A 22,978-nucleotide genomic window follows, 5' to 3' on the forward strand; every position below is an offset into this window, starting at 1 on the left:
TTTCATGTTACATTACCCGAAAAAGCACAGGAATTGACCACCCGGTTGACAGATAATTTCCAGACTTTAATTCCTGCATCTTCAAGTTAATTGCGTATATATGAATATAAATGTATATGGCAAGATGGGAGAAGTATGACAAATGAGCAACAGCAGAATTAATATCATTCAAGGTGATATCACTAAAATTGCAGTTGATACGATTGTTAATGCAGATAACACTTCCTCGTTTGTTTTGCTGATGAAAATTATCAGATCGTTCCCTAAAGTCAGTTAATTTTTCGAGTTAGAGGAAGTTATCATTTCCGTATATGAGCCTAATTTAGCAGAAGAACTCCCCCTTTTTGGCCTTGATTTACAGATTATCATGTTTAATATGTGGCTTTCTATCTATTGCGCAAACCACATCGGGAAATGATCCCTTTTTTGCGCAAGATCACCTTGAGTTGCATACACGACCTTGAAGGGAAACCAAAACAACGGGGTAAATCAAAGCATTATTGTCAGAGAAAAATTAAGATAATTCTCCTTATATGGTATTAATTATCTGGCATTAATGATTGCGATTTGTATGCTGCGCTGCGAAAATTAATCCCTAGTTCACTAACGCTTCTATCCGACTTGGAGTAAAGAATGACCACTCGTAAAACCCTTGCTAATGCTATCCGCTTCTTAAGCATGGACGCTGTGCAGAAAGCAAAATCAGGGCATCCTGGCGCACCAATGGGAATGGCTGACATTGCCGAAGTGCTGTGGCGCGATTATCTGAACCATAACCCTTCTAATCCAGACTGGGCTGATCGCGACCGTTTCGTGTTATCCAATGGCCACGGCTCCATGCTGATATACAGCCTTTTGCACCTGACGGGTTATGATGTTTCTATTGATGATTTGAAAAACTTCCGTCAACTGCACTCTAAGACTCCAGGCCATCCAGAATATGGCTATACGCCAGGTGTAGAAACCACGACTGGCCCATTGGGGCAGGGTATCGCCAATGCAGTAGGTTTTGCGATTGCAGAGCGCACACTGGCCGCGCAGTTCAACCGTCCTGGTCATGATATCGTTGATCATTTCACTTATGCGTTCATGGGTGATGGCTGCATGATGGAAGGGATCTCCCATGAAGTTTGCTCTTTGGCGGGTACGCTGAAACTGGGCAAGTTGATCGCCTTTTATGATGACAACGGTATCTCTATTGATGGTGAGGTAGAAGGTTGGTTCACCGATGATACCGCCGCCCGCTTTGAAGCCTATGGCTGGCATGTTATCCGTGGCATAGATGGTCATGACGCTGACGCGATTGCCGCCGCCATTGAAGCCGCACGCCAAGAAACAGGCAAGCCATCCTTGTTGATGTGCAAAACGATCATCGGCTTTGGCTCACCCAATAAAGCGGGCAAAGAAGAGTGCCATGGTTCGCCATTGGGTGATGCGGAAATCGAAGCGACCCGTAAGGCGCTGGGTTGGGAACATCCTGCGTTTGATATTCCTCAGGATATTTATGCTGGCTGGAACGCCCAAGAAGCCGGCAAAGCTAAGGAAGCCGTCTGGGCAGAGAAATTTGCTGCGTATGCGCAAAATTACCCAGAACTGGCGACTGAATTCACCCGCCGTACCCGCGGTGAACTGCCAGCAAACTGGCAAGCCGAATCCAAGGCATTTATTGAAAAACTGCAACAAAACCCCGCTTCCATCGCCAGCCGTAAGGCATCCCAAAATGCCCTGGAAGCCTTCGGTAAAGTCCTGCCAGAATTCATGGGCGGCTCTGCTGACTTGGCACCCAGTAACCTGACCATGTGGTCTGGCTCTAAGCCGCTGAACGAAGTTCAGGACGGTAATTACATTCACTACGGTGTGCGTGAATTCGGCATGTCTGCCATCATGAATGGTATCGCACTGCATGGTGGCTTTGTGCCTTATGGCGCAACCTTCCTGATGTTCCTGGAATATGCCCGTAACGCTGTACGTATGGCAGCACTCATGAAAGTGCGTAGCATCTTTGTTTATACCCACGACTCTATCGGCCTGGGTGAAGATGGCCCAACCCACCAGCCAGTCGAACAGATTGCTAGCCTGCGTGTCACGCCAAATATGAGCACATGGCGCCCCTGTGATCAGGTCGAATCTGCGGTGGCATGGAAATATGCCATTGAGCGCAAAGATGGCCCAACGGCCCTCATCTTCTCCCGCCAAAATCTGGCCCAGCAGGCGCGTACCGCTGAGCAATTGGCGAATATTGAGAAAGGGGCTTACATCCTGAAAGATTGCGCAGGCCAGCCTGAATTGATCCTGATTGCAACGGGTTCCGAAGTGGAACTGGCTGTGAAAGCGGCTGATCAACTGACTGCTGAAGGCCGTCAGGTTCGTGTGGTTTCTATGCCATCAACGGATGCTTTTGATAAGCAAGATGCGGCATATCGTGAAGCGGTGCTGCCAGCGGCTGTTTCTGCGCGTGTTGCCATCGAAGCGGGTATTGCTGATTACTGGTATAAATATGTTGGCATCCATGGTGCTATCGTCGGTATGAGCACTTTCGGTGAATCTGCGCCTGCTGATCTTCTGTTCAAAGAGTTTGGCTTTACTGTTGACAATGTCGTCGCTAAGGCAACAGCTCTGCTGAAATAATCAGCAAATAATCCATATAAGCGCATTCGTATCAATTTTAGGGCGAATGCGCTCTTTTTTTGTTCAACCTTTCCCCCATAATGTGACGAGTGGCGCTTGCCATCGTGCTTTTTTTCTCGTAACCTGATTTTATAGTGGCTGAACCGTTTCAGTTAAGGATGTGATTTAGTCTATAAAATGTCTTGTCTGTCACAATCTGGTTAATTTTGTGGTGAATTATCAGTACAAGCAGAGATTGCTCAGTTATCCTAAGCGGTTGCGTGACTACAGAGAAATTCAGGGAGTAACATGACTATCAGGGTAGCGATTAACGGTTTTGGGAGAATAGGGCGCAGCATCTTGCGCGCTCTGTACGAATCCGGGCGTCAAGCTGAAATTTCAGTGATCGCTATCAATGAGTTGGCAAACGCACAAGGCATTGCTCACTTGTTGAAATACGATTCCAGTCATGGGCGTTTTGCATGGGATGTACGCCTGAATAATGATTTATTGCAAATAGGGGAAGACAATATTCGGCTGTTTCATCAACCGAAAATCTCAGCCCTGCCGTGGAAAGAGTTAGGTATCGACATTGTTCTTGACTGCACGGGCAAATATGGCGAACGAGCCGACGGAGAGTCTCATATCGCGAGTGGCGCTAAAAAGGTTCTGTTTGCACATCCGGGAGGCAATGATCTGGATGCGACCGTGGTATATGGTGTCAACCACCATTCATTGGTTGCCGAAGATCGCATTGTTTCTAATGCATCCTGTACAACAAACTGCATCATTCCAGTTATCAAAGTGTTGGATGATGCGTTCAATATTGAATCTGGTACGGTGACAACCATCCATGCATCGATGAATGATCAACCCGTGATTGATGCTTATCACTGTGATTTACGTCGAACACGCGCGGCCAGTCAATCCATTATTCCCGTTGATACAAAACTGGCTGCGGGGATCACGCGTATTTTCCCTAAATTCAATGATCGGTTTGAGGCGATTTCTGTTCGAGTCCCCACGATTAATGTGACAGCCATTGACTTAAGTGTCACGGTCCGTACGGCTGTAAGTGTTGAAGATGTAAACCAGCTCCTGCAAAAATCAGCGGTCAGGGAGTTTCGTGGTATAGTGGATTACACGGATTTGCCGTTGGTATCAACGGATTTCAACCACGATCCCCACAGTGCTATTGTGGATGGCACACAAACGAGAGTGAGCGGGAAACACCTGATTAAGACTCTGGTATGGTGTGACAATGAGTGGGGCTTTGCCAATCGTATGATTGATACAACGCTGGCAATGGCCGCAACCGGTTTCAAATAATCATTTGTTGTGTCACAAACAGCACACAGCAGAAGATTGAGTAATTTTATAAAGAATCAATGAGAGGATTCACCATGTCTGTAATTAAGATGACTGATTTAGATCTCGCGGGTAAACGTGTATTGATCCGTTCTGATCTGAATGTGCCTGTAAAAGGTGGCAAAGTGACTTCTGATGCTCGTATCCGTGCGTCTTTGCCGACGATTGAGGCTGCGTTGAGTCAGGGAGCCAAGGTCATGGTTACTTCTCACCTGGGACGCCCGACTGAGGGAGAATACAACGAAGAGTTCTCACTGCAACCTGTCGTTGATTATTTGAAAGAAGCACTGTCTTCCCCTGTTCGTCTGGAAAAAAATTATCTGGATGGGGTTGAGGTAGCAGAAGGCGAATTAGTTGTTCTGGAAAACGTTCGCTTCAACAAAGGTGAGAAAAAAGACGATGAGACATTATCAAAGCAGTACGCTGCATTGTGTGATGTGTATGTCATGGATGCTTTTGGTACAGCCCATCGTGCGCAAGCGTCAACTCACGGTGTCGCCAAGTTTGCCCCAATTGCTTGTGCCGGCCCGCTGCTGTCTGGTGAACTGGAAGCGTTGGGTCAAGCACTGCACAACCCTGCTCGCCCAATGGTCGCGATTGTGGGGGGATCTAAGGTTTCAACCAAACTGACAGTCCTTGATTCATTGTCCAAAATTGCCGATCAGCTGATCGTCGGTGGTGGGATTGCCAATACGTTTGTTGCCGCAGAAGGGCACAACGTTGGCCGTTCACTGTACGAAGATGATTTGATTCCAGAAGCAAAAAAACTGATGGAAAGCTGTGACATCCCAGTTCCTACCGATGTTCGTGTTGCGACAGAATTCTCTGAGACTGCCGAAGCAACGCTGAAATACACCAATGAAATTAAAGACGAAGAGCAGATCCTTGACTTGGGTGATGCTTCTGCTGCACGTCTGGCTGAAATCCTGAAAAACGCCAAGACTATTTTGTGGAATGGTCCGGTAGGTGTTTTTGAATTCCCTAATTTCCGTAAAGGAACCGAGATTATTGCCCGTGCAATTGCTGAAAGCGATGCTTTCTCAATCGCAGGGGGTGGTGATACCTTGGCGGCAATCGATCTGTTCGAAATTGCCGATAAGATCTCTTACATCTCTACGGGGGGTGGGGCTTTCCTTGAGTTCGTTGAAGGCAAAAAACTCCCCGCCGTTGTGATGCTGGAAGAACGTGCTAAAAGTCATTAAGTTGTGATAACAGGCAGCATTGGCTGCCTGTTCAATGTCAATACAGGACCACGTAACATGTCTAAAATTTTTGATTTCGTAAAACCGGGTGTCATCACTGGTGATGATGTTCAAAAAGTCTTTGCCGTCGCTAAAGAAAACAACTTCGCGTTACCAGCGGTTAACTGTGTCGGTACTGATTCTATCAACGCAGTGTTGGAAACGGCGGCAAGAGTACGTGCTCCGGTCATTGTCCAGTTTTCTAACGGCGGTGCTTCTTTCATTGCCGGTAAAGGTTTGAAAGCAGAAGGACAACAAGCAGCAATTATCGGTGCTATTTCAGGTGCTCACCATGTTCACCAAATGGCAGAGCATTATGGGGTGCCTGTTATCCTGCATACCGACCATTGTGCCCGTAAACTGCTGCCATGGATCGACGGTTTGTTGGACGCGGGTGAGAAACACTACGCACAAACGGGCAAGCCTCTGTTCTCCTCTCACATGATCGACCTGTCAGAAGAATCGCTGGAAGAAAATATTGAGATTTGCGGCCAGTATCTGGCCCGCATGGCGAAAATCGATATGACGCTGGAAATTGAACTGGGTTGCACGGGGGGTGAAGAAGATGGTGTTGATAACACGCATCTGGACAGCTCTTCCTTGTACACGCAGCCAGAAGATGTCGCGTATGCGTATGAGAAGCTGAACGCTATCAGCCCACGTTTCACCATCGCGGCTTCTTTCGGTAATGTTCACGGTGTCTATAAGCCAGGTAACGTGAAACTGACACCAAAAATTCTGCGTAACTCACAAAACTACGTTTCCGAGACATTCAACCTGCCACACAACAGCTTGGATTTCGTCTTCCACGGTGGTTCCGGCTCTACCGCAGAAGAGATTAAGGAAGCGGTTAGCTACGGTGTAGTGAAAATGAATATTGATACCGATACCCAGTGGGCAGCGTGGGAAGGTATCCTGAACTACTACAAAAAGAACGAAGACTACCTGCAAGGCCAGTTGGGTAACCCAGAAGGTGCGGATAAGCCAAACAAGAAATTCTACGATCCACGTGTTTGGCTGCGTGCGGGGCAGTCTTCCATGGTTATTCGTCTGGAACAGGCTTTTAAAGAGCTGAATGCGGTTGATGTGCTGTAATTCGTTGTTATAAAAGCAACGTTACTCGTTAAAAAAGCTGGCTAAGTTTTTTTGAATTAGCCAGCTTGATCTGATATTCCCCGCCCATCATTTGAATTATCAACGAGCGAAAAATTGGCTTAATTAAGCAGATTACGCTTTCATAAACTTGTTCAACCACGGCACCATAAAGGCCATAATCACAGCGACAACCAGGGTGGCAACCCCGATCTTACCAAAGACGCCAGTATAAATTGGCAGGGTTTGCAGTGGATTAGTCACACCTTCTGGCGCAGCAGTAAAGGTTGCCACATAACTGCCCAAGACTGATGCCGCAGCTTGTGACAGGAACCACATACCCAGAATAAACCCCGTCAGATAGCTAGGAACAAAAGTTGCTACCATTGCCAATCCCAACGCACTGATCATTAACTCACCGACGCTCTGGAACAGGTACACCAGCACAATAAACCATGGAGAGGTAATACCATTCGCATCGGCAAATAAACCAGAGGCGGCGGCGGTCAGGAAGCCCAGAGAGCACAGGAACATGCCGAAGGTGAATTTCGTTGGCATGGAAAAATCTTTACCCTTGTTACCCAGTTTGGTGTAAACAATGGCCAGGATAGGGCTGATGACGATGATCCAAAATGGGTTCAGTGCCTGGAAACTGATGGGATTGATATTAAACCCCAAAATCTGGTGATGAACATTGTTGATGGCGAAGAAGTTGAGAGATGTTGGCATCTGGTTATACAGGATATAGAACACGATGGCCTGGAGCATCAGAATAAATGCCACAAACATCTTGTTGCGGGCGACCCTGTCTTGTTTGAATGCCTGCCAGAAGAAGATCGCGACAACAATGATTGAGATCGTTATAAGGGCAATATTGGCAATTTTGATGTGATGCAATAACCAGGCACAGATGCCAATCATCACCACTGCACCCACCAAGACGAAAAACAAGGTGGCATAATTCAAAGGGGCGTGGTCTGGCTCTGAACCGATATTATGTACAATATGACGGCAGGCGATATAAACCAACAGGGCGATAATCAGGCCAATACCACAGATATTATAGGTGAGCGCATAACCATATTTTTCGGCAATGACGGGGGCAAGAGAGAGGGAAACCAGGGAGCCAAGGTTAATGGACATATAAAATAGCGTAAATGCCCCATCCAAACGCGGATCTTGCGGCTGGTAACATTTTGCCAGCAGGCTGGCCGGGTTAGCTTTGAAAAGGCCATTACCGACAGCGACGGTTCCCAAGGCATAAAAAATCAGCTCAGGTTTTATGATGGAAAGGCCAATCATAAAATAGCCGATTGCCAGTACAATAGCACCCAGGGCAATCGTCCGTTTTGTTCCCAATAAGTGATCACCAACATAACCACCGATTGAAATCAGACCATAGACCAGCGCAGTAAAGGCGCCAAAAGTGATAAATGATTGAGTTTCGGAAAAACCAAGTTGTTGAACGAAGTAAACAGCCAGAATGCCTTGAACGCCGTAGTAGCCAAATCGTTCCCATAGTTCTACAAAAAAGATCATAAAAAAGGGTTTGGGTTGATCCCATAAACCGACCGGAGCGGTTTTACTCATAGTGAATGCCTCTGTTAACTCTTATGGGTAATACATTCAGATAAAAATATATTCAGATCATTGTACTGTTGTTAACATACTTGTAACTTAATGTATCGCATGGGTTGTGATTTTGTTTATTTAATCATGGTGATCGTGAAGCGAGGGAGGTTAATATACTGGGATGGTATCTTCTCAACGATAGATCACACTAACTAAAAAAAGTAATACCAGATTTGACAGAATATTCACTAAATTAATATCAAAAATTATTAATAAGTGGATTATATGCTTGCAAATAAATCAATTTGGCTGCCATTTGACCTGGCTGTTTGTTTCATTTTTTTATACCCGTCGCCTTTCAAGATGCGTTTTATATCTCCCCGCGCAGCGGGGAGATATAAGCACTTCCATTGGTTTGCAAACGGCAACTTGAAGTTGGATTGGTATAATATGAGATGGAGGATTTTAAAATTGAGGTTTTGGGTTAATATTCAGTATGAACTTTATGAAATATCAATTAAAACGATATTGATAAGAATTTAGGCGTGAAGGCCCTTTGTTAAAGAACCTTCATATTAGGAGACGACATTGAAAATATTTATGCTTTAATGTGCTTTGGTTTAAGCGGCAGTTATTGCGGTTTTATCCATCACCGGATGAAAACTACGCTTAAAGTAAATCAACCCGTGGCCTTCTTCACGAACCATGATCTGTTTTATTTCCACCAGATAGACATAGTGAGTCCCAACTTCCTGTACTTGCTTAATACATCCTTCTAAATTGGCGAGCGTCTCTTGCAGCAAGGGTTGCCTCAGTACACCCGTTTTCCAGATATTCCAATTGAAACGCTCTTCCATACTGACTCCCGTCATGCCAGCGAAATGGCGTGCCATCAACTCCTGTTCATGGTTTAGGATATTGACACACAAATGACCATTTTCCTGAAATACCGGATTCATGGCACTATTGTGATTAATGCATACCATCAGGGTTGGAGGCGTATCTGTCACAGAGCACACTGCGGTTGCAGTCATACCGCAGCGCCCCGCGGGGCCATCGGTGGTGATGATATTCACCGCCGCGGAAAGGCTTGCCATCGCATCTCTGAAACGCAAGCGATATTCATTTTCTACAGACATAATAGGCCTCCTGCTGCTGACTTATTTCAACAGCTTATCTAACAGGTTAATATCACAGTTGTTGTGTAAGTGGGGTCTGGTCCAGCCATTCACATCATAGTCAGAGAGACAACGATCCACTAATTCCGTCATTTTCTTCATATTACCGGAACCATAGGCATGACGCAGACATTGCAGGCGAATTTCATCCTGGCTGCCGGCATAATTAATTTCATATAATTCATGGCGTCCGCCAAACTCACTGCCAATGGCATCCCACATTAATTTCAAAATCTTAATGCGTTCTACGTGGTCAATCCCGTTAGAACCACGGACATATTTTTCAAGATACTTATTGATCTCAGGGTTATGCATATCACGCACACTGGATGGCAAATAAATCAAGCCACTGGTGACATTGCTTTCAATAATGTTCTTGATTTTTGTATAAGCCATCGGTGCCATCACGCGATAAGTTTGAATCGCTTGCGTATCGGGCAGATAAGCGCCATTTTCCCACGGCTTGGATTCCGCCCACATTGCATCGGTCAATGACCAGAACAGATTGCGCCATGCGACAACTTCGCCCAAATCGGCCTGAACCCCCCGGAACTCCACCACGCCGGTGCATTCAAGGCTTTTTTGTAGCAGCGCCGTAATGAAATCCAGCTTAACGGCAAAACGGACGCAGGCTTGCATAGGGAATAGCCGCGCGAAACCGCTTTGCACTGCCCAATGACGGGCGCGATCAAAATCGCGATAAATTAACACGTTTTCCCATGGAATTAATACCTTATCCATCACCAGAATGGCGTCATTTTCATCAAACCGACTGGAAAGGGGATAATCAAACGGTGAACCGGTAACCCCTGACACCAATTCATAGGAGGCGCGGGAGATTAATTTCACGCCATCGGCATCCATGGGGGCAACAAACATGAGGGCAAAATCAGGATTATCTCCGATCACCTGTGCAGAGCCAAAGCCGATAAAATTATAGTGAGTCAGGGCTGAATTGGTTGCGACGACTTTCGCGCCACTGACAATAATGCCGGCATCCGTCTCTTTTTCGATTTGGATAAAAACGTCTTTGACCTGATCGGCTGGCATATGGCGATCAATCGGCGGATTGACAATCGCATGATTAAAATAGATGCAACTTTCCTGAATGCGCTTATACCAGGTGCGGGCATTGTCGGCGAATTGTCCATAATATTCAGGATAGGCACCCAATGAGCAGCAGAAAGCCGCTTTATAATCGGGCGAACGCCCCATCCAGCCGTAGTTCAGGCGCGACCATTCGGCAATGGCATCGCGCTGTTGGCGGATATCATCAGCGCTGGTGGCGAAACGGAAAAATTTGTGGGTATAGCCACCATTGCCGGTATCCGTATCCCAACAAAGTGCATCGTGCGTTTCCTGGGCATGAAGGGCATCATACAGTTGACCCATTGAAGCTGCCGCATTGCGGAAAGCCGGATGGGTTGTGACATCGTTGACGCGTTCACCATAGATGTAAATTTCGCGGCTATCCTGAAGTGAACTTAGGTATTCTTTACCAGTAAATGGGCGTTTATGATCAGTACGCAAATCTTCTAGTCTCATAGCAACCTCATGCTCCAAACAATCCCCCACGTTGATTTGTTATCCACATGGGGGGTAAGTGTTAATCGTATGTTTCTTTCGTTGTCTGATTGAAACGACTAAACAGCTTCTCTTGAAGAGACTTTCAGAGGGTTTACTGGTATTTTTCGGCGAAAACAGCACATTTGTTACAAAAATGTGATCGATCTAGTGTTTTGATCACCCGTATTTTTCTGCTTTATTATTGAGGGATAAAAATGGAATAACCCTATTATGACGGGCTGCCTCCATAACGATAGTGTAAAATTAAGTTTCCCGTAAATGGAGCTTTGCTGTCATAAAGTTTGATCGGATAGGCCTGGTTGGTCCATGGGTCACACACCACTGATTCAGGGTTCCATGTATTAGGGGGCATCATATATCCCGTTTCCCTACCAATAACCACAAATGTATGCCCATCATTTTCGAGGTCAATATCAAATAGATCAAGCGGTTTTGCTCCCAGATTTTTAAGATAAGAGAAAGCAAGAATGGCTTTTTCTCCACAATTTCCCAAATGGGATTCTATAGTGGCAGCGTTAGAAAACATCATATGTTTTCTATAAAAGGAGTTAGAGCGTGTATTGCCAACATGCTCCTGAACCCTTTGCATGACAGAATCTCTGATTTTGAATAACTCAACCTCGTAGTGGTGTTTCCTATCTATTTGTTCAGGTGTCTGGATAGGCATCTGGTTTGTCGACGTCACACCAATCTGAATATTTACATAGTTAATGGCTTTTCTTGCTAAAAACAGGTTATAGGGCAGTAACATTGTCATTGTTATTTCTCCTTATTTCGGAAAATTTACTCATAGCGATACATCAGCCTTAATGTGCCATTAAAAAAAGTGCTGAGATCACGACCAATAGCGAGGAATACATTGTCGTCCCAAGGATCACAAATCACCGCCTCATGGTTCCAACTTTCTGATTGATGGGGTTCACCTTGGTTTCTGCCAATGACGATAAAAGCATGATCACTGATCCCCATCTCATTAATGATGACGAAGCGTTCCAGCGGGCGAGCGCCTCGCAGTAATAAATAAGTGAAAGCAATTTGTGACTTTTCATTACAGTTACCGACACCTGCTTCTATGGCATAGTTATTAGAAATTAATCGTTGCCTGATGATATGTTCTTGTGGCGTTTTAGCAGCATAATACCTTGCGGGATTAGTGATCCCCGGCTCTTTATTAATAATGTTAGGATCTTTTTTAATTGCATCGTCAGCCCGATTTTTATAATAATTATTTAATGTTTCTTTTCCTTTCTCACGTAGGGTTTGAAGACGCCGATTATAAAAAGTTCTGTTCGAAGGTGGAAAAAGTAAATGTTCTGGCAGTCGGTTTGGCGAAATAATTCCAAGTGTATTATTAATATGTTCAATTGCTTTTTTGGCCAAGTATAAATTTAATGCTTTTCCCATAATTAGCCTTATGATGTTATTGTGTTTTAGTGTGGCGAAGATAAATAAAATAATGGTTTATTCATATCTATAGCGTAATTTTAACCTTCCCTTAAAAGCCACTTTATCTGGATAAAGATGGGCAGGATATGCTGTTTTATCCCATGGATCACAAATCACAGCTTCACGACCCCAGGTTGCTGGATCGGTGCTGTTCCCCGTTACTCTACCAATAACGACAATGGAGTGGTGATCATTGCCTAAGTTGTCAATATCGATTGAAAAAAAATCGAGGGGTTTTACGCGATTAAATTTTAAATGGGCAAATGCTATGGCCGCTTTTTCCCCGCAATTACCCACATGCCATTCAGTTGCATAAGCACTGCGAATGGGAATACGTTTTCCATAAAGTTTTTGATAAAAATGAGGTTCGTCTCTTTTTATGTTATCTCTTATTACATTTTTTCTTGTTGTTTGATCTATCATTTTTCGCATGTGGTGAAGTTGAAGTTTCATGTCATCCCGATATGGAAGTAATTCTGGTATCTTAGGGATTTGATTTGGGGATATAACCTCAACAGAATTATTCACATAATTAATGGCTTTTTTAGCCATAAAGAGATTATATAATGTTCTCATCGACATAATGATATTCCTGTTTAATGGAGGAATGGGATAAATTGTTAAACTTTATTGGACTGTGGATAAGAAAGAAATTAAACAATAGTGGGAAGTGTATAATATGCAAAAGAGAAGGTATATATTCAAGACACTATCCACCAGAATGCCCTTCCCGCCAAACACTCGGTGAACACCCCACTGACCGATTAAAAAATCGGGTAAAGTAAGCCGGATCTTTAAAGCCAAGCTGGTACGCTATTTCAAATACAGGGCTATCACTAAACAGCAATAACCGTTTTGCCTCTCGCAGTAGCCGGTCAAAGATCAGCTTCTTCGGTGGCCGGTTGGCAAAGCGTCGGCACATATCTTTTAGGCGTGATTCCGTAATGCCCAATTTTTCCGCATATTTTGGCACGGCAAGATGCTGATAATAATATTTATCAATCAATTGGTGAAAGTGCTGGAACAGTTTCAACTCTCCTCTGACACTACTGGAACGATGATCGTCGAGGGGAATATTACGCAGCAGAAAGGTAAACAAAGATTGGGCCAGAAGAGCGAGAGATTGCGCCCGCCCGGCAAATTGATTGGCAGACTCACGCCCGATCAGCGCCCAATAATGGTTAAATGTTTCCAATTCATCATATTTATCCGCAACAGAAAGACAGATGGCAGGAATATCAACCAATTCTTGCTGAGTAGGATAAAGCGAACTGAGCAACGGGGTGATCAGTTCCTGTCGGACGGTCAGTACATAACCATCTGTATCTTCCTGCGTAAAAAAAGCATGAGGGACAGAAGGCGGTGTCAGAATAAACAGCGGGGCTTGTACGGAATAATGCTGTTCGTCCAATTGCAATTCAATCCGACCCGTGACCAGAAAATGCAGTTGGTAAAAACCATCATGGCGATGTGCCTGCATATCACGCCCAAAAAATGCCGCCATGTGACCAAAAGTTTGGTAATGAACATCATCCGATCCCTGTGTTTCATCATAGTCTTTGGCAATATCGATATTGGCAATGATGGATTTGTTGGCTTTGAGTCCATTGGATGCAGGCATCGATTTTCTCCGGTATGTTATCGTTGGCTAAGAGGGATCAATCTATTGCTCGTCATTTACGAGGTTATCTGTGGACGTGGGATCAGAAAAACGATGAACGCCCCGATGATCAGCAACCCGGCAACAAAATAAAGCCCAGCGTTGAAACTCCCTGTTTGATCTTTTAACCAACCGATCAATAGAGGGCTGACGGCCGATCCCACATTACCCGTCGCATTGATCACGGCGATCCCCACCGCGCGGGCGCGTAAGCTGATCGCTTGATCTGGCGTTGTCCAGAATACCGCCATGGCGGTAAACGATCCGGTGGAAGCCATTATGATCCCCAATAGTTGCACCAGGCTGTTATCGGTGAGTGAAGTTAAAATCCAGCCTGCGGCGGCAAACAGGTAGGGCAAGGCCGTGTGCATTTTGCGCTCTTGCAGGCGGTCTGAGCGACGGCTCCAGTACACCATGCCTAAGATCGTGCAAAATTGGGGAATGGCAGTCAAAAAACCGATGATGATATGGCTGCTGCTCTGATTAAAACTCTGCATAATCTGGGGCGTCCAGATATTAATGGCACTCAGGGTATTGGTCAGGCAGAAATAAGCAACGGTGTACATCAATATAATGGGAGTAAAAATCTCGCGCCATAGGCTGATTTTTTGTTGTTGACTGTTGTTCCCATTAGGCTGCGGTAAAGAAAGTTTATCGTTTTCTATCATCGCTTGCAGGCACTGTTTATCTTCACGCGTCAGCCATTTGGCCTTGGCGGGTGAATCATCCAGATAAAACCAGACCGCAAAACCGAGCAGCACAGAAGGGAAGCCTTCCAGCAAAAATAACCACTGCCAGCCCCGCAAATCCCAGATGCCATCCATTTCCAGAATATAACCGGAAATCAGTGAACCAAATGCCATCGTCACCGGCATGGCGATCATAAACAGCGCGTTGGCACGTGCCCGATAATAGGCCGGAAACCAATAGGTCAGGTAAACCAAAATCCCCGGCAAAAAACCCGCTTCTGCAATGCCGACCAGCATACGCAGGATATACAGGCTCGTGGGCCCTGTGGCAAACAGGGTGGCGGTGGACGCGATCCCCCATAACACCATAATGGTCGCGATCCAGCGCCGCGCCCCCACGATGCTCAATATCACATTGCTGGGAATGCCGAAAATGACGTAAGTGGCGTAAAACAGCGTAGCGGCCAGGCCGAACATCGTGGAGGTTAAACCGAGATCTTTTCCCATCGTCAAACCCGCAAAACCAATATTGATGCGATCCAGAAAAGAGAAAACGAACAGGATAAAGAGAAAGAAAATTAGGCGCCGGAATAATTTATTGATGACACTTTGCTGCTGGGCAGTCAGCTTGTGATGTTGATGGGGCAGATGTTCTGATTTTGGTATGGTGTCAGGTGAAGCGCTCATTGTTGTTTCCTTTTTATTCTTTTTTATTCTTTTTTATCCCCCTATTTTGCTATTCCTTGTTTTGTGGGTGGCTTGATTTTCCTTTGGTGGGGATTGGCAATCTATTGGCGATTAGGAACTTCAACTGCAATGGCTGATGTCGCGTTCAACATCAGCCATTATTGCGTCATCATTTTCGGTCGAAATGCGTTGCCAGGGCGCTGGCTGCTGCGGTCAGCAAAATGGTATCCACCCCTACGGCGACAAACAGTGCGCCCAGATTGAGATAATGTTTTGCCATATCAATATGGGTCGTCAAAATGCCAGCGGCCTTGCCGGAAGCGCGGATTTGACCAATGGCTTGTTCAATGGCCGCCTGAACGTCAGGATGTTGTGGGTTAGCGATGTATCCCATATCGGCGCTGAGATCTGCCGGGCCGATAAACACGCCATCGACACCGTCGACAGCCGCTATTTCCGGCAGGTTTTGCAGGGCTTCGCGCGTTTCTACCTGAACCAAGACACAAATTTCGCCATTGGCACGGGATAGATAGTCAGGAATGCGGTTCCAGCGGGAAGCGCGCGCCAGGGCACTCCCTACGCCACGAATACCTGCGGGGGGATAACGGGTCGCCCTGACCGCTTCACGTGCTTGCGCCGCATTCTGGATCATCGGAAACAATAACGTTTGTGCACCGATATCCAATAACTGTTTGACGAGTACCGGATCATTCCACGCAGGGCGCACGACCGGCTGGCTGGGATAAGGCGCGATACCCTGTAATTGGGCTAGGATGGTGGAAATATCATTGGGCGCATGTTCCCCATCAATCAATAGCCAGTCAAATCCGGTTCCTGCCAGTATTTCTGCACTATATCCACTGCATAGCCCAAGCCATAACCCAATTTGTGGCTGCCCTGCTTTCAGGGTTTGTTTAAACTTATTTGTTAGCTGATCCATGATGTTACCTCGGTATAATCCCTACTTTAGATCGGGTATTTCGGGAGACTTAAATAAAATGACAGCTAATTGAACCTAACTCGCCGTAATCGACATGAAAGGTATCCCCCTTACGGGCAGGGACTGGGCGGGTAAAAGAGCCAGCCAGAATAATCTGGCCAGCTTCTAGCTGGACATCATGTGTGGCCAGTTTATTGGCAAGCCATGCCACACCATTGGCCGGATGATTGAGCACCGCGGCGGCCACGCCGGACTCTTCAATCACACCGTTACGGTAGAGCAGAGCACTTACCCAGCGCAGATCCCGTTCATCTGGCTTAATTGGCCGTCCTCCCATAATCACGCCGCCATTGGCGGCGTTATCAGAAATCGTATCGAATACCTTGCGTGGCCGTTGGGTTTCCGGATCGATGTTGTGACAACGGGCATCGATCAATTCCAGGGCGGGAATGACGTAATCTGTCGCGTTATACACATCAAACAGGGTGCAGTTTGGGCCACGCAGAGGTTTTGCCAGCACAAAGGCCAGTTCGACTTCAATACGCGGCACAATAAAACGTTCGCGAGGGATATTACCGCCATCTGGAAAAAACATATCATCCAGCAGAGCACCATAATCCGGTTCGTCAATCTGTGAACTGGCTTGCATGGCCTTGGATGTCAGGCCAATCTTGTGCCCCTTGAGAGTGCGGCCTTCCCTGATTTTTAAATCGACCCATTCACGTTGAATGGCATAGGCATCCTCAATCGTTATCTCTGGATAGTCCAGAGAGATTTGTCGGATTTGCTGACGGCTTTTCTCTGCCTGATGTAAACGGCGAGCCACCTGTAATACGATTTCTTGCTGTAGCATAGGATGTTAAGCTCCTTTCGCTGCCAATCCCCCAAAACAGAGGTATTTCACTTCCAGATAATCTTCAATACCGTAACACGAACCTTCACGCCCCACCCCGGATTGCTTGATGCCACCAAAGGGGGCAACTTCGTTGGAGATCAACCCTTCATTGATGCCGACCATGCCACTTTCCAGCGCTTCCGCTACCCGGTAAATTCGGCCAATGTCACGGGAATAGAAATAGGCAGCCAGGCCAAATTCCGTGTTATTGGCAATACGGATGGCTTCCTCTTCATCACGGAATTTAAACAGTGGCGCCAGAGGGCCGAAGGTTTCTTCATGGGCAACGAGCATGGCATCGGTAACGTCTGTCAGTACCGTTGGCTCAAAGAACAAGCCACCCAGAGCATGGGTTTTTCCGCCCGTCCTGATACGTGCGCCGTTGGAAACCGCATCACGGATATGCGCCTGGACTTTTTCTACTGCCGCTGGGTTAATCAGGGGGCCTTGTTGTGATGAGCTATCCGTGGCTGGTCCAACCCGCAGTTGTTTTACGGCCTGTACCAGACGTTCCGCAAAAGCATCGTAAATACCTTCCTGTACCAGAATGCGGTTGGCACAGACACACGTTTGCCCGCTATTACGGAATTTCGCGGCCACCGCACCTTCTACCGCAGCATCAAGATCGGCATCGTCAAACACAATAAAAGGCGCGTTGCCACCCAGTTCGAGGGAGAGTTTTTTCACCGTATTGGCGCTTTGTGCCATCAATAACTTGCCAACCCGTGTGGAGCCGGTGAACGACAGTTTGCGCACGATAGGGCTTGCGGTTAGCACTTCACCTATTGCCCTGGCATCCATTCCCGTGACGATATTGAGGACACCCGCAGGAATGCCCGCCTGCTCTGCTAAGACGACCAAAGCCAGGGCAGAAAGGGGCGTTTCAGCCGCAGGTTTCAGGACGACCGTACATCCCGCAGCCAGCGCGGGTGCAACCTTACGGGTGATCATCGCATTGGGGAAATTCCACGGTGTAATGGCCGCGACGACCCCAACCGGTTGTTTGATGGTCGCGAGACGGCGGCCGGGCATGGGGGAAGGCAAGGTTTCGCCATAAACACGCTTGCCTTCTTCTGCGAACCATTCGATAAAACTGGCACCGTAAGCAATCTCTCCCATAGCCTCGGCGTGGGATTTACCCTGTTCCGTACTCAAGATGTTTGCCAAGGCGGTTTGGTTTTCCATAATCAGATGGAACCATTGTTTGAGTTTTTGGCTACGCTGTTTTGCGGTCAGTGACCGCCATGCAGGTAAGGCATTTTGGGCGGCTTCAATGGCGAACTGTGTCTCTTTCGCGCCTAAATCACTAACATTGGCAATAACTTCCTCATTAGCTGGGTTAGTGACGGCAAAAGTTGCTTTATTTTCCGCATCAACCCAATGGCCGTTGATATAGGCTTGTTGACGCAGCAATGTGGTATCCAAATGACGGGTCATAGTTCCTCTCACTCAAATTGTCTTAATAAATTGTTTTAACAAATTGTTTTAACAAATTGTCTTAAACAGGTCATGGACGTTATTGGATTTATAATTCAGCACAGGATCAAGCTCTTCCAGAGTGAAAGATAGCCCAAGATAACGCTGTGCCATCAATTCACTGAAATGGGCCTCGACTAAGCTAAACAACATTTCTCCGACTTTTTGCCGATCTTCAAGCCGGCGTCCGGCACCTATTTTCAGGGTCATGTGAACAAAGGCGTAATCTTGCTGACCATCTGCCATTTGCCAGGTATCCAACCAGATGGCACGGCTGCGGATACCGCCCAGCGGAAAAATACCCGTATCTGCCAGCGCCTGGTTCACTTTGGCAAATAATTCCGGCAACCTGGCCTCTTCACGGATATTTTCAGTACATTCAGCGTAAAAATGTGGCACAGTTTTCTCCTGTCGCATCAGTTTTATTTTGATTAACCCTATCATCCGGTAGCGGAAAAACTGCGTTAACCTGCCCTGTTCCTGAGCTGGCGAACAATTCCGTCAAAAATTCCACCTTGCCGTCATACTTGTCCCATCCGAGTAGTCCCAGCAGCATGACGGTATCATGCATGTTACCCTCACCCCGACAATATTGTGCATATTCCGGCAGCATCTTGCAGAACTCCTTGAACTTGCCTGTTTTCCAAAGTTGCACAACGCGGTGATCCATCTGCTCATCGAACTCACGGGTATAACTGTTCATGCCTTCTTCAGCGCGTTGATCCTCAATGAAACTGTGTGACAGCGAACCGCTTGCCAGCACCGCAACCGTACCATCGTATTTCGCAATTGCCCGTAAAATAGCTTCTCCCAGCTTGCGGCTATCTTCAAACGCATGGACAGTACAAAAGGCAGAAATTGAAATCACCTTGAAACGGCGGTCACTGTTCATATAACGCATCGGCACCAGCGTGCCATATTCCAGTTTCAGGCTTGGGATCTCGTGTGACTGAGCACGGACACCCATTTGGCGGGCTTCTTGTGCAATCATTCGGCCGAGTTCAGGGTTACCCTCATATTCATAGGTCATATCGCGGATAAAATGGGGTAGCTCGTTACTCGTATAGATACCGGAAAAATGGTCGGAACAGTTAATATGATAGGCGCTGTTAACCAGCCAATGTGTATCGAAGACAATAATCGTATCGACCCCCATCTCACGACAGCGTCGGCTGATCTCTTTGTGTCCATCAATAGCGGCTTGTCGGCAACCGTGATGCTTGCCTGGCAATTCAGACAGGTACATAGAAGGTACATGTGTAATTTTCGCTGCTAACGCTAACTTTCCCATAACTCCTCACTTGGTATCAGGATGGCAATCTAGGGTTAACGCTGAGATTGATGACATTCCTTAATTGCGCAAACTGTATTATTCAAACCCTATTATTCAAACACCCCAACGAGGAATAGGATGCTCTCCCATTGAGATACAAACGTTCTTCACTTCGGCAAACACGTCAAAACTGTATTCCCCACCTTCACGCCCCACACCGGAGGCCTTTATGCCGCCAAATGGCTGACGCAAGTCACGAACATTCTGGGAATTGACAAACACCATGCCTGCCTCAATGCCCCGTGCCAGCCGCAACACTTTGCTGACATCTTGTGTCCAGATATAGGAAGCAAGGCCATATTCCACATCGTTAGCCATGCGCAGACCGTCCTCTTCTGTCTTGAATGGCAGCAGGCAAGCGACAGGGCCGAAGATCTCTTCTTGTGCCACGCGCATGGCGTTATCGACATCCGCCAATACCGTGGGACGCAAAAAGTGGCCATTTTTCAGATGAGCAGGTAAATCGGCCGGTTTATCGGGACCGCCGGCCAGCAGTGTGGCGCCTTCTTCAATCCCCAAACGGATATAATTGGAGACTTTTGCCCAGTGTTGCTGGCTGATTAGGCTACCAACCTGGGTTTGCGGATCTTGGGGATCGCCGACCCGCAGCCGATTGGCGCGTTCAGCAAAGCGTTTAACAAATTCGGGGTAGATGCTTTCTTGAATGAAAATACGGGAACCTGCCGTACAGCGTTCGCCATTGAGGGAGAAAATGGTGAACAGGGCGGCATCCAGTGCGCGTTCAATATCAGCATCTTCAAAGATGAGAACCGGCGATTTTCCGCCTAACTCCATGGAATATTTTTTCAGTCCGTCATTTTGCATGATCAGGCGGCCTGTTGCGGTTCCGCCAGTGAAAGAGACGGCGCGCACATCAGGATGTTTTACCAGTGCATCGCCTGCGGTGTTGCCGTAGCCCTGTACCACATTCAGCACCCCAGCCGGAATTCCGGCTTCCAGTGCCAGTTCGCCCAGACGATTGGCCGTCAGCGGGGACAGTTCGGACATTTTCAAAACCGCCGTATTTCCCAACGCCAGACAAGGCGCAACTTTCCACGTCGCGGTCATAAAAGGCACGTTCCACGGCGAAATCAGTGCGCAAACCCCCACCGGCTGGATCAAGGTATAGTTGAGCATCTTGTCATCAACGGGATAGGTACGCCCATTCATCTGCTGGCAAATTTCAGCAAAGAAATTGAAATTTTGGGAAGCCCGTGGGATCAAAACATGTTGTGTCTGGTGAATGGGAAGACCGGTATCCTTGGTTTCCAGCGCTGAAATATCGGGGACATTTTGGTCGATTAATTCACCCAAACGGCGCATTAAACGAGCACGTTCTTGCATTGGGGTATTGGCCCATTTGGGGAAGGCTGCTTTGGCCGCCTCAACAGCCTGGGCTATCTCTTCCTGCCCACCTGATGCAACTTCAGCCAACACCTCGCCCGTTGCAGGATTGGTTGTTTCAAAATAGGTTTTGCTGCCGACATTCTTGCCGTTGATCCAATGATTAATCATGGTCATGACAAACTCTCCTCATATTCTTGCTGGCTGACAATGCGATTGACCAAACGCCCAACACCTTCGACTTCCACGATGACTTCATCCCCCGCAACAACATTGGACAACCCTTTGGGCGTCCCAGTGGCGATCATGTCTCCAGGTTGCAATGTCATAAAATCGCTGAGGTAGGTGATTAAAAAAGGAATGTCGAAGATCAAATCGGCGGTTGTACCTTGTTGACGGAGTTCACCGTTCACCCAGGTTTTCAACGTCAGATTATGCGGATCAGCGATCGCTTGTTTATCGATGATCCACGGGCCGATTGGTGTGAGCGTATCGCGGCTTTTTACCCGCAGGTTAGGGCGATAGTAATTTTCCAGATAATCACGAATGGCGTAATCGTTACAAACGGTATAACCCGCAACATAATTCATGGCCTCTTTTCTGGAAACCTGATAAGCAGGTTTACCCATCACGACAACCAATTCGGCTTCATAGTGCATATATTCCACATTATCAGGGCGGACAGAAACCTGACGATGCCCGGTTAAGCTATTGGCGGCCTTGATAAAGACCAGGGGTTCTTCTGGGGGCTTGAATTCCAGCTCTGTTGCGTGATCGGCATAATTTAGCCCTAACGCAAACAGTGTGCCGCTGGCGGGGGGAAGCCATATAACGTCTGTACCGCTTACGCTATTTCCATCTGGCAAGAGAATATTTTCCCTTTCATCAACGGTAACATCGAGATCCTGACCCTGATAATGAACCTTGGCGTATCTCATGCCTGACCTCCTGCCAATCCGACCCTATTTTCCAAATCAGGGAAGCCCTTGGCCTTGACGGTGACTTTATCGGCAGGGTGGAGGGTAACGCGTTGGTGGGGCGTTCCCAATAGAATGGCATCCCCCTCTTTTAAGGTGGCGAATTCGCTTAATGCTGACAATAATTCTGTTGCTGAACGGACGAGATCTTGGGTAGACCAGCAATCAACCTCCTGTCCGTTGATTTCGGTCACAATATCGAGTGATTTTACGGCGTTAGTCTTGATCATTTGACCTATCGGACAAAAACCATCCCGACATTTTGCTTTAATGGCCGGACGGTAAAACGACGCCTCAGGTAAGCTAACTTCGTTTGCCAATGCATAGCCGGCAATATATTGCTCGGCATCCTGAACTGAAACTTTGCGTGCTGTTTTTCCAATCAACAGTGCCAGCGTGGCACCGCTTTGTACCGTTTCCCCGACAGGATAAGGAATAACATCCCCTGAATGAATCAAAGTATTGCGGGGTTTGATAAACCAAATTGGTGTTTTAGGGGGTTTTTTATAAGGTGCTTCGTTAAATGCCTCATGCCAGAAATTGATCTGGCTACGATGGTTGAGGGCAACGGCAAAGACAGTGCCTTTCATAGACAACTCCTTGAAACCTGAATGACGTGTTGCAAGATGACTTGTTAATATATTAATAAGTCATGCGTGGATAATCTTCAACATGTTAAAGAAATTGTTAATTTTAATTGTGATCTATGTAACAACACTTTGTTGATGATCTTTTTACCACATAAAGATCAGGTTGTTATATTTTTAACCAAGGTCATTTGGGATTGGATTTAACTTTTTGTTAACTTTGTGGAGAAGGGATGGTTTTATTTATTTGTTAATGTTGAAGTCTTTCCCCTTTGTGGATGATTTTGAGCGTGTTAGTC

Annotated in this window: 20 protein-coding genes; 4 read left to right on the plus strand and 16 right to left on the minus strand. The window is 46.7% G+C overall.

Annotation, left to right across the window (positions count from 1 at the left end):
- The first annotated feature begins 633 nt into the window (after positions 1-633).
- The 4 genes from tkt to fbaA all read left to right on the plus strand — a co-directional run bounded on the left by tkt (position 634) and on the right by fbaA (position 6,311).
- Positions 634-2,628 carry a transketolase gene (tkt, locus tag Xkoz_RS14530; protein WP_099142846.1) on the plus strand — a complete coding sequence of 665 codons (1,995 nt, stop codon included), beginning with the start codon at positions 634-636 and terminating at the stop codon, positions 2,626-2,628.
- Between the two features lie 288 nt (positions 2,629-2,916).
- Positions 2,917-3,936 (plus strand): erythrose-4-phosphate dehydrogenase, encoded by a 1,020-nt coding sequence (epd, locus tag Xkoz_RS14535; RefSeq protein WP_099142847.1) that lies wholly within the window; start codon positions 2,917-2,919, stop codon positions 3,934-3,936.
- Between the two features lie 74 nt (positions 3,937-4,010).
- The gene (pgk, locus tag Xkoz_RS14540; RefSeq protein WP_099142848.1) at positions 4,011-5,177 is read left to right on the plus strand and encodes a phosphoglycerate kinase; all 1,167 of its coding nucleotides are present in this window, start codon (positions 4,011-4,013) and stop codon (positions 5,175-5,177) included.
- A gap of 57 nt (positions 5,178-5,234) precedes the next feature.
- A complete protein-coding gene (fbaA, locus tag Xkoz_RS14545) occupies positions 5,235-6,311 on the plus strand; it encodes a class II fructose-bisphosphate aldolase (RefSeq protein WP_099142849.1) in 1,077 nt (358 codons plus the stop codon).
- 132 nt (positions 6,312-6,443) lie between these two features.
- On the opposite strand, the gene dtpB is transcribed toward fbaA, so the two are convergent.
- The 16 genes from dtpB to Xkoz_RS14630 all read right to left on the minus strand — a co-directional run bounded on the left by dtpB (position 6,444) and on the right by Xkoz_RS14630 (position 22,682).
- On the minus strand, positions 6,444-7,898 hold the full coding sequence (dtpB, locus tag Xkoz_RS14550) for a dipeptide/tripeptide permease DtpB (RefSeq protein WP_099142850.1): 1,455 nt from the start codon (positions 7,896-7,898) through the stop codon (positions 6,444-6,446).
- A gap of 602 nt (positions 7,899-8,500) precedes the next feature.
- Positions 8,501-9,019 (minus strand): 4-hydroxyphenylacetate 3-monooxygenase, reductase component, encoded by a 519-nt coding sequence (gene hpaC / locus Xkoz_RS14560; protein ID WP_099142852.1) that lies wholly within the window; start codon positions 9,017-9,019, stop codon positions 8,501-8,503.
- Between the two features lie 21 nt (positions 9,020-9,040).
- Positions 9,041-10,603, minus strand: a complete 1,563-nt coding sequence (gene hpaB, locus Xkoz_RS14565; RefSeq protein WP_099142853.1) for a 4-hydroxyphenylacetate 3-monooxygenase, oxygenase component — start codon at positions 10,601-10,603, stop codon at positions 9,041-9,043.
- 250 nt (positions 10,604-10,853) lie between these two features.
- Complete coding sequence (locus Xkoz_RS14570) at positions 10,854-11,402, minus strand: hypothetical protein (protein ID WP_099142854.1); 549 nt, start codon at positions 11,400-11,402, stop codon at positions 10,854-10,856.
- 26 nt (positions 11,403-11,428) lie between these two features.
- Positions 11,429-12,049 (minus strand): hypothetical protein, encoded by a 621-nt coding sequence (locus Xkoz_RS14575; protein WP_099142855.1) that lies wholly within the window; start codon positions 12,047-12,049, stop codon positions 11,429-11,431.
- 57 nt (positions 12,050-12,106) lie between these two features.
- Positions 12,107-12,673 (minus strand): hypothetical protein, encoded by a 567-nt coding sequence (locus Xkoz_RS14580; protein ID WP_099142856.1) that lies wholly within the window; start codon positions 12,671-12,673, stop codon positions 12,107-12,109.
- A 127-nt stretch (positions 12,674-12,800) separates the two neighbouring features.
- Positions 12,801-13,712: a 4-hydroxyphenylacetate catabolism regulatory protein HpaA gene (hpaA, locus tag Xkoz_RS14585; protein WP_099142857.1), complete on the minus strand. Its 912-nt coding sequence runs from the start codon at positions 13,710-13,712 to the stop codon at positions 12,801-12,803.
- Positions 13,713-13,768: 56 nt separating this feature from the next.
- Entirely contained in the window at positions 13,769-15,127 is a 1,359-nt protein-coding gene (gene hpaX / locus Xkoz_RS14590) for a 4-hydroxyphenylacetate permease (RefSeq protein WP_099142858.1), read from the minus strand.
- A gap of 169 nt (positions 15,128-15,296) precedes the next feature.
- Positions 15,297-16,067 carry a 4-hydroxy-2-oxoheptanedioate aldolase gene (gene hpaI / locus Xkoz_RS14595; protein WP_099142859.1) on the minus strand — a complete coding sequence of 257 codons (771 nt, stop codon included), beginning with the start codon at positions 16,065-16,067 and terminating at the stop codon, positions 15,297-15,299.
- Positions 16,068-16,116: 49 nt separating this feature from the next.
- Positions 16,117-16,920 carry a 2-oxo-hept-4-ene-1,7-dioate hydratase gene (gene hpaH / locus Xkoz_RS14600; RefSeq protein WP_099142860.1) on the minus strand — a complete coding sequence of 268 codons (804 nt, stop codon included), beginning with the start codon at positions 16,918-16,920 and terminating at the stop codon, positions 16,117-16,119.
- Between the two features lie 6 nt (positions 16,921-16,926).
- The gene (locus Xkoz_RS14605) at positions 16,927-18,399 is read right to left on the minus strand and encodes an NAD-dependent succinate-semialdehyde dehydrogenase (protein WP_099142861.1); all 1,473 of its coding nucleotides are present in this window, start codon (positions 18,397-18,399) and stop codon (positions 16,927-16,929) included.
- Positions 18,400-18,447: 48 nt separating this feature from the next.
- Positions 18,448-18,837, minus strand: a complete 390-nt coding sequence (locus Xkoz_RS14610) for a 5-carboxymethyl-2-hydroxymuconate Delta-isomerase (protein WP_099142862.1) — start codon at positions 18,835-18,837, stop codon at positions 18,448-18,450.
- Positions 18,818-19,729, minus strand: coding sequence for a 3,4-dihydroxyphenylacetate 2,3-dioxygenase (gene hpaD, locus Xkoz_RS14615; RefSeq protein WP_099142863.1), 912 nt, complete (start codon positions 19,727-19,729; stop codon positions 18,818-18,820). The genes Xkoz_RS14610 and hpaD overlap by 20 nt, the downstream gene beginning before the upstream one ends.
- 96 nt (positions 19,730-19,825) lie before the next feature.
- Positions 19,826-21,292 (minus strand): 5-carboxymethyl-2-hydroxymuconate semialdehyde dehydrogenase, encoded by a 1,467-nt coding sequence (gene hpaE, locus Xkoz_RS14620; RefSeq protein WP_099142864.1) that lies wholly within the window; start codon positions 21,290-21,292, stop codon positions 19,826-19,828.
- A complete protein-coding gene (locus tag Xkoz_RS14625; protein WP_099142865.1) occupies positions 21,289-22,053 on the minus strand; it encodes a fumarylacetoacetate hydrolase family protein in 765 nt (254 codons plus the stop codon). Before Xkoz_RS14625 ends, hpaE begins: the two co-directional genes overlap by 4 nt.
- Positions 22,050-22,682: a fumarylacetoacetate hydrolase family protein gene (locus tag Xkoz_RS14630; RefSeq protein ID WP_099142866.1), complete on the minus strand. Its 633-nt coding sequence runs from the start codon at positions 22,680-22,682 to the stop codon at positions 22,050-22,052. Before Xkoz_RS14630 ends, Xkoz_RS14625 begins: the two co-directional genes overlap by 4 nt.
- Positions 22,683-22,978 lie beyond the last annotated feature (296 nt).

This window comes from Xenorhabdus kozodoii (assembly GCF_002632875.1).
GTDB lineage: Bacteria > Pseudomonadota > Gammaproteobacteria > Enterobacterales > Enterobacteriaceae > Xenorhabdus > Xenorhabdus kozodoii.

What these genes read in the sequence shown, in the direction of transcription:
- Xkoz_RS14580 (WP_099142856.1), bottom strand. Translation starts at nt 12,673, where the DNA reads ATGTCGATGAGAACATTATATAATCTCTTTATGGCTAAAAAAGCCATT.
- hpaH (WP_099142860.1), bottom strand. Translation starts at nt 16,920, where the DNA reads ATGCTACAGCAAGAAATCGTATTACAGGTGGCTCGCCGTTTACATCAG.
- hpaC (WP_099142852.1), bottom strand. Translation starts at nt 9,019, where the DNA reads ATGTCTGTAGAAAATGAATATCGCTTGCGTTTCAGAGATGCGATGGCA.
- hpaD (WP_099142863.1), bottom strand. Translation starts at nt 19,729, where the DNA reads ATGGGAAAGTTAGCGTTAGCAGCGAAAATTACACATGTACCTTCTATG.
- Xkoz_RS14575 (WP_099142855.1), bottom strand. Translation starts at nt 12,049, where the DNA reads ATGGGAAAAGCATTAAATTTATACTTGGCCAAAAAAGCAATTGAACAT.
- epd (WP_099142847.1), top strand. Translation starts at nt 2,917, where the DNA reads ATGACTATCAGGGTAGCGATTAACGGTTTTGGGAGAATAGGGCGCAGC.
- hpaB (WP_099142853.1), bottom strand. Translation starts at nt 10,603, where the DNA reads ATGAGACTAGAAGATTTGCGTACTGATCATAAACGCCCATTTACTGGT.
- hpaA (WP_099142857.1), bottom strand. Translation starts at nt 13,712, where the DNA reads ATGCCTGCATCCAATGGACTCAAAGCCAACAAATCCATCATTGCCAAT.
- tkt (WP_099142846.1), top strand. Translation starts at nt 634, where the DNA reads ATGACCACTCGTAAAACCCTTGCTAATGCTATCCGCTTCTTAAGCATG.
- pgk (WP_099142848.1), top strand. Translation starts at nt 4,011, where the DNA reads ATGTCTGTAATTAAGATGACTGATTTAGATCTCGCGGGTAAACGTGTA.
- dtpB (WP_099142850.1), bottom strand. Translation starts at nt 7,898, where the DNA reads ATGAGTAAAACCGCTCCGGTCGGTTTATGGGATCAACCCAAACCCTTT.
- fbaA (WP_099142849.1), top strand. Translation starts at nt 5,235, where the DNA reads ATGTCTAAAATTTTTGATTTCGTAAAACCGGGTGTCATCACTGGTGAT.
- Xkoz_RS14625 (WP_099142865.1), bottom strand. Translation starts at nt 22,053, where the DNA reads ATGAGATACGCCAAGGTTCATTATCAGGGTCAGGATCTCGATGTTACC.
- Xkoz_RS14605 (WP_099142861.1), bottom strand. Translation starts at nt 18,399, where the DNA reads ATGACCCGTCATTTGGATACCACATTGCTGCGTCAACAAGCCTATATC.
- hpaX (WP_099142858.1), bottom strand. Translation starts at nt 15,127, where the DNA reads ATGAGCGCTTCACCTGACACCATACCAAAATCAGAACATCTGCCCCAT.
- hpaI (WP_099142859.1), bottom strand. Translation starts at nt 16,067, where the DNA reads ATGGATCAGCTAACAAATAAGTTTAAACAAACCCTGAAAGCAGGGCAG.
- Xkoz_RS14630 (WP_099142866.1), bottom strand. Translation starts at nt 22,682, where the DNA reads ATGAAAGGCACTGTCTTTGCCGTTGCCCTCAACCATCGTAGCCAGATC.
- hpaE (WP_099142864.1), bottom strand. Translation starts at nt 21,292, where the DNA reads ATGACCATGATTAATCATTGGATCAACGGCAAGAATGTCGGCAGCAAA.
- Xkoz_RS14570 (WP_099142854.1), bottom strand. Translation starts at nt 11,402, where the DNA reads ATGACAATGTTACTGCCCTATAACCTGTTTTTAGCAAGAAAAGCCATT.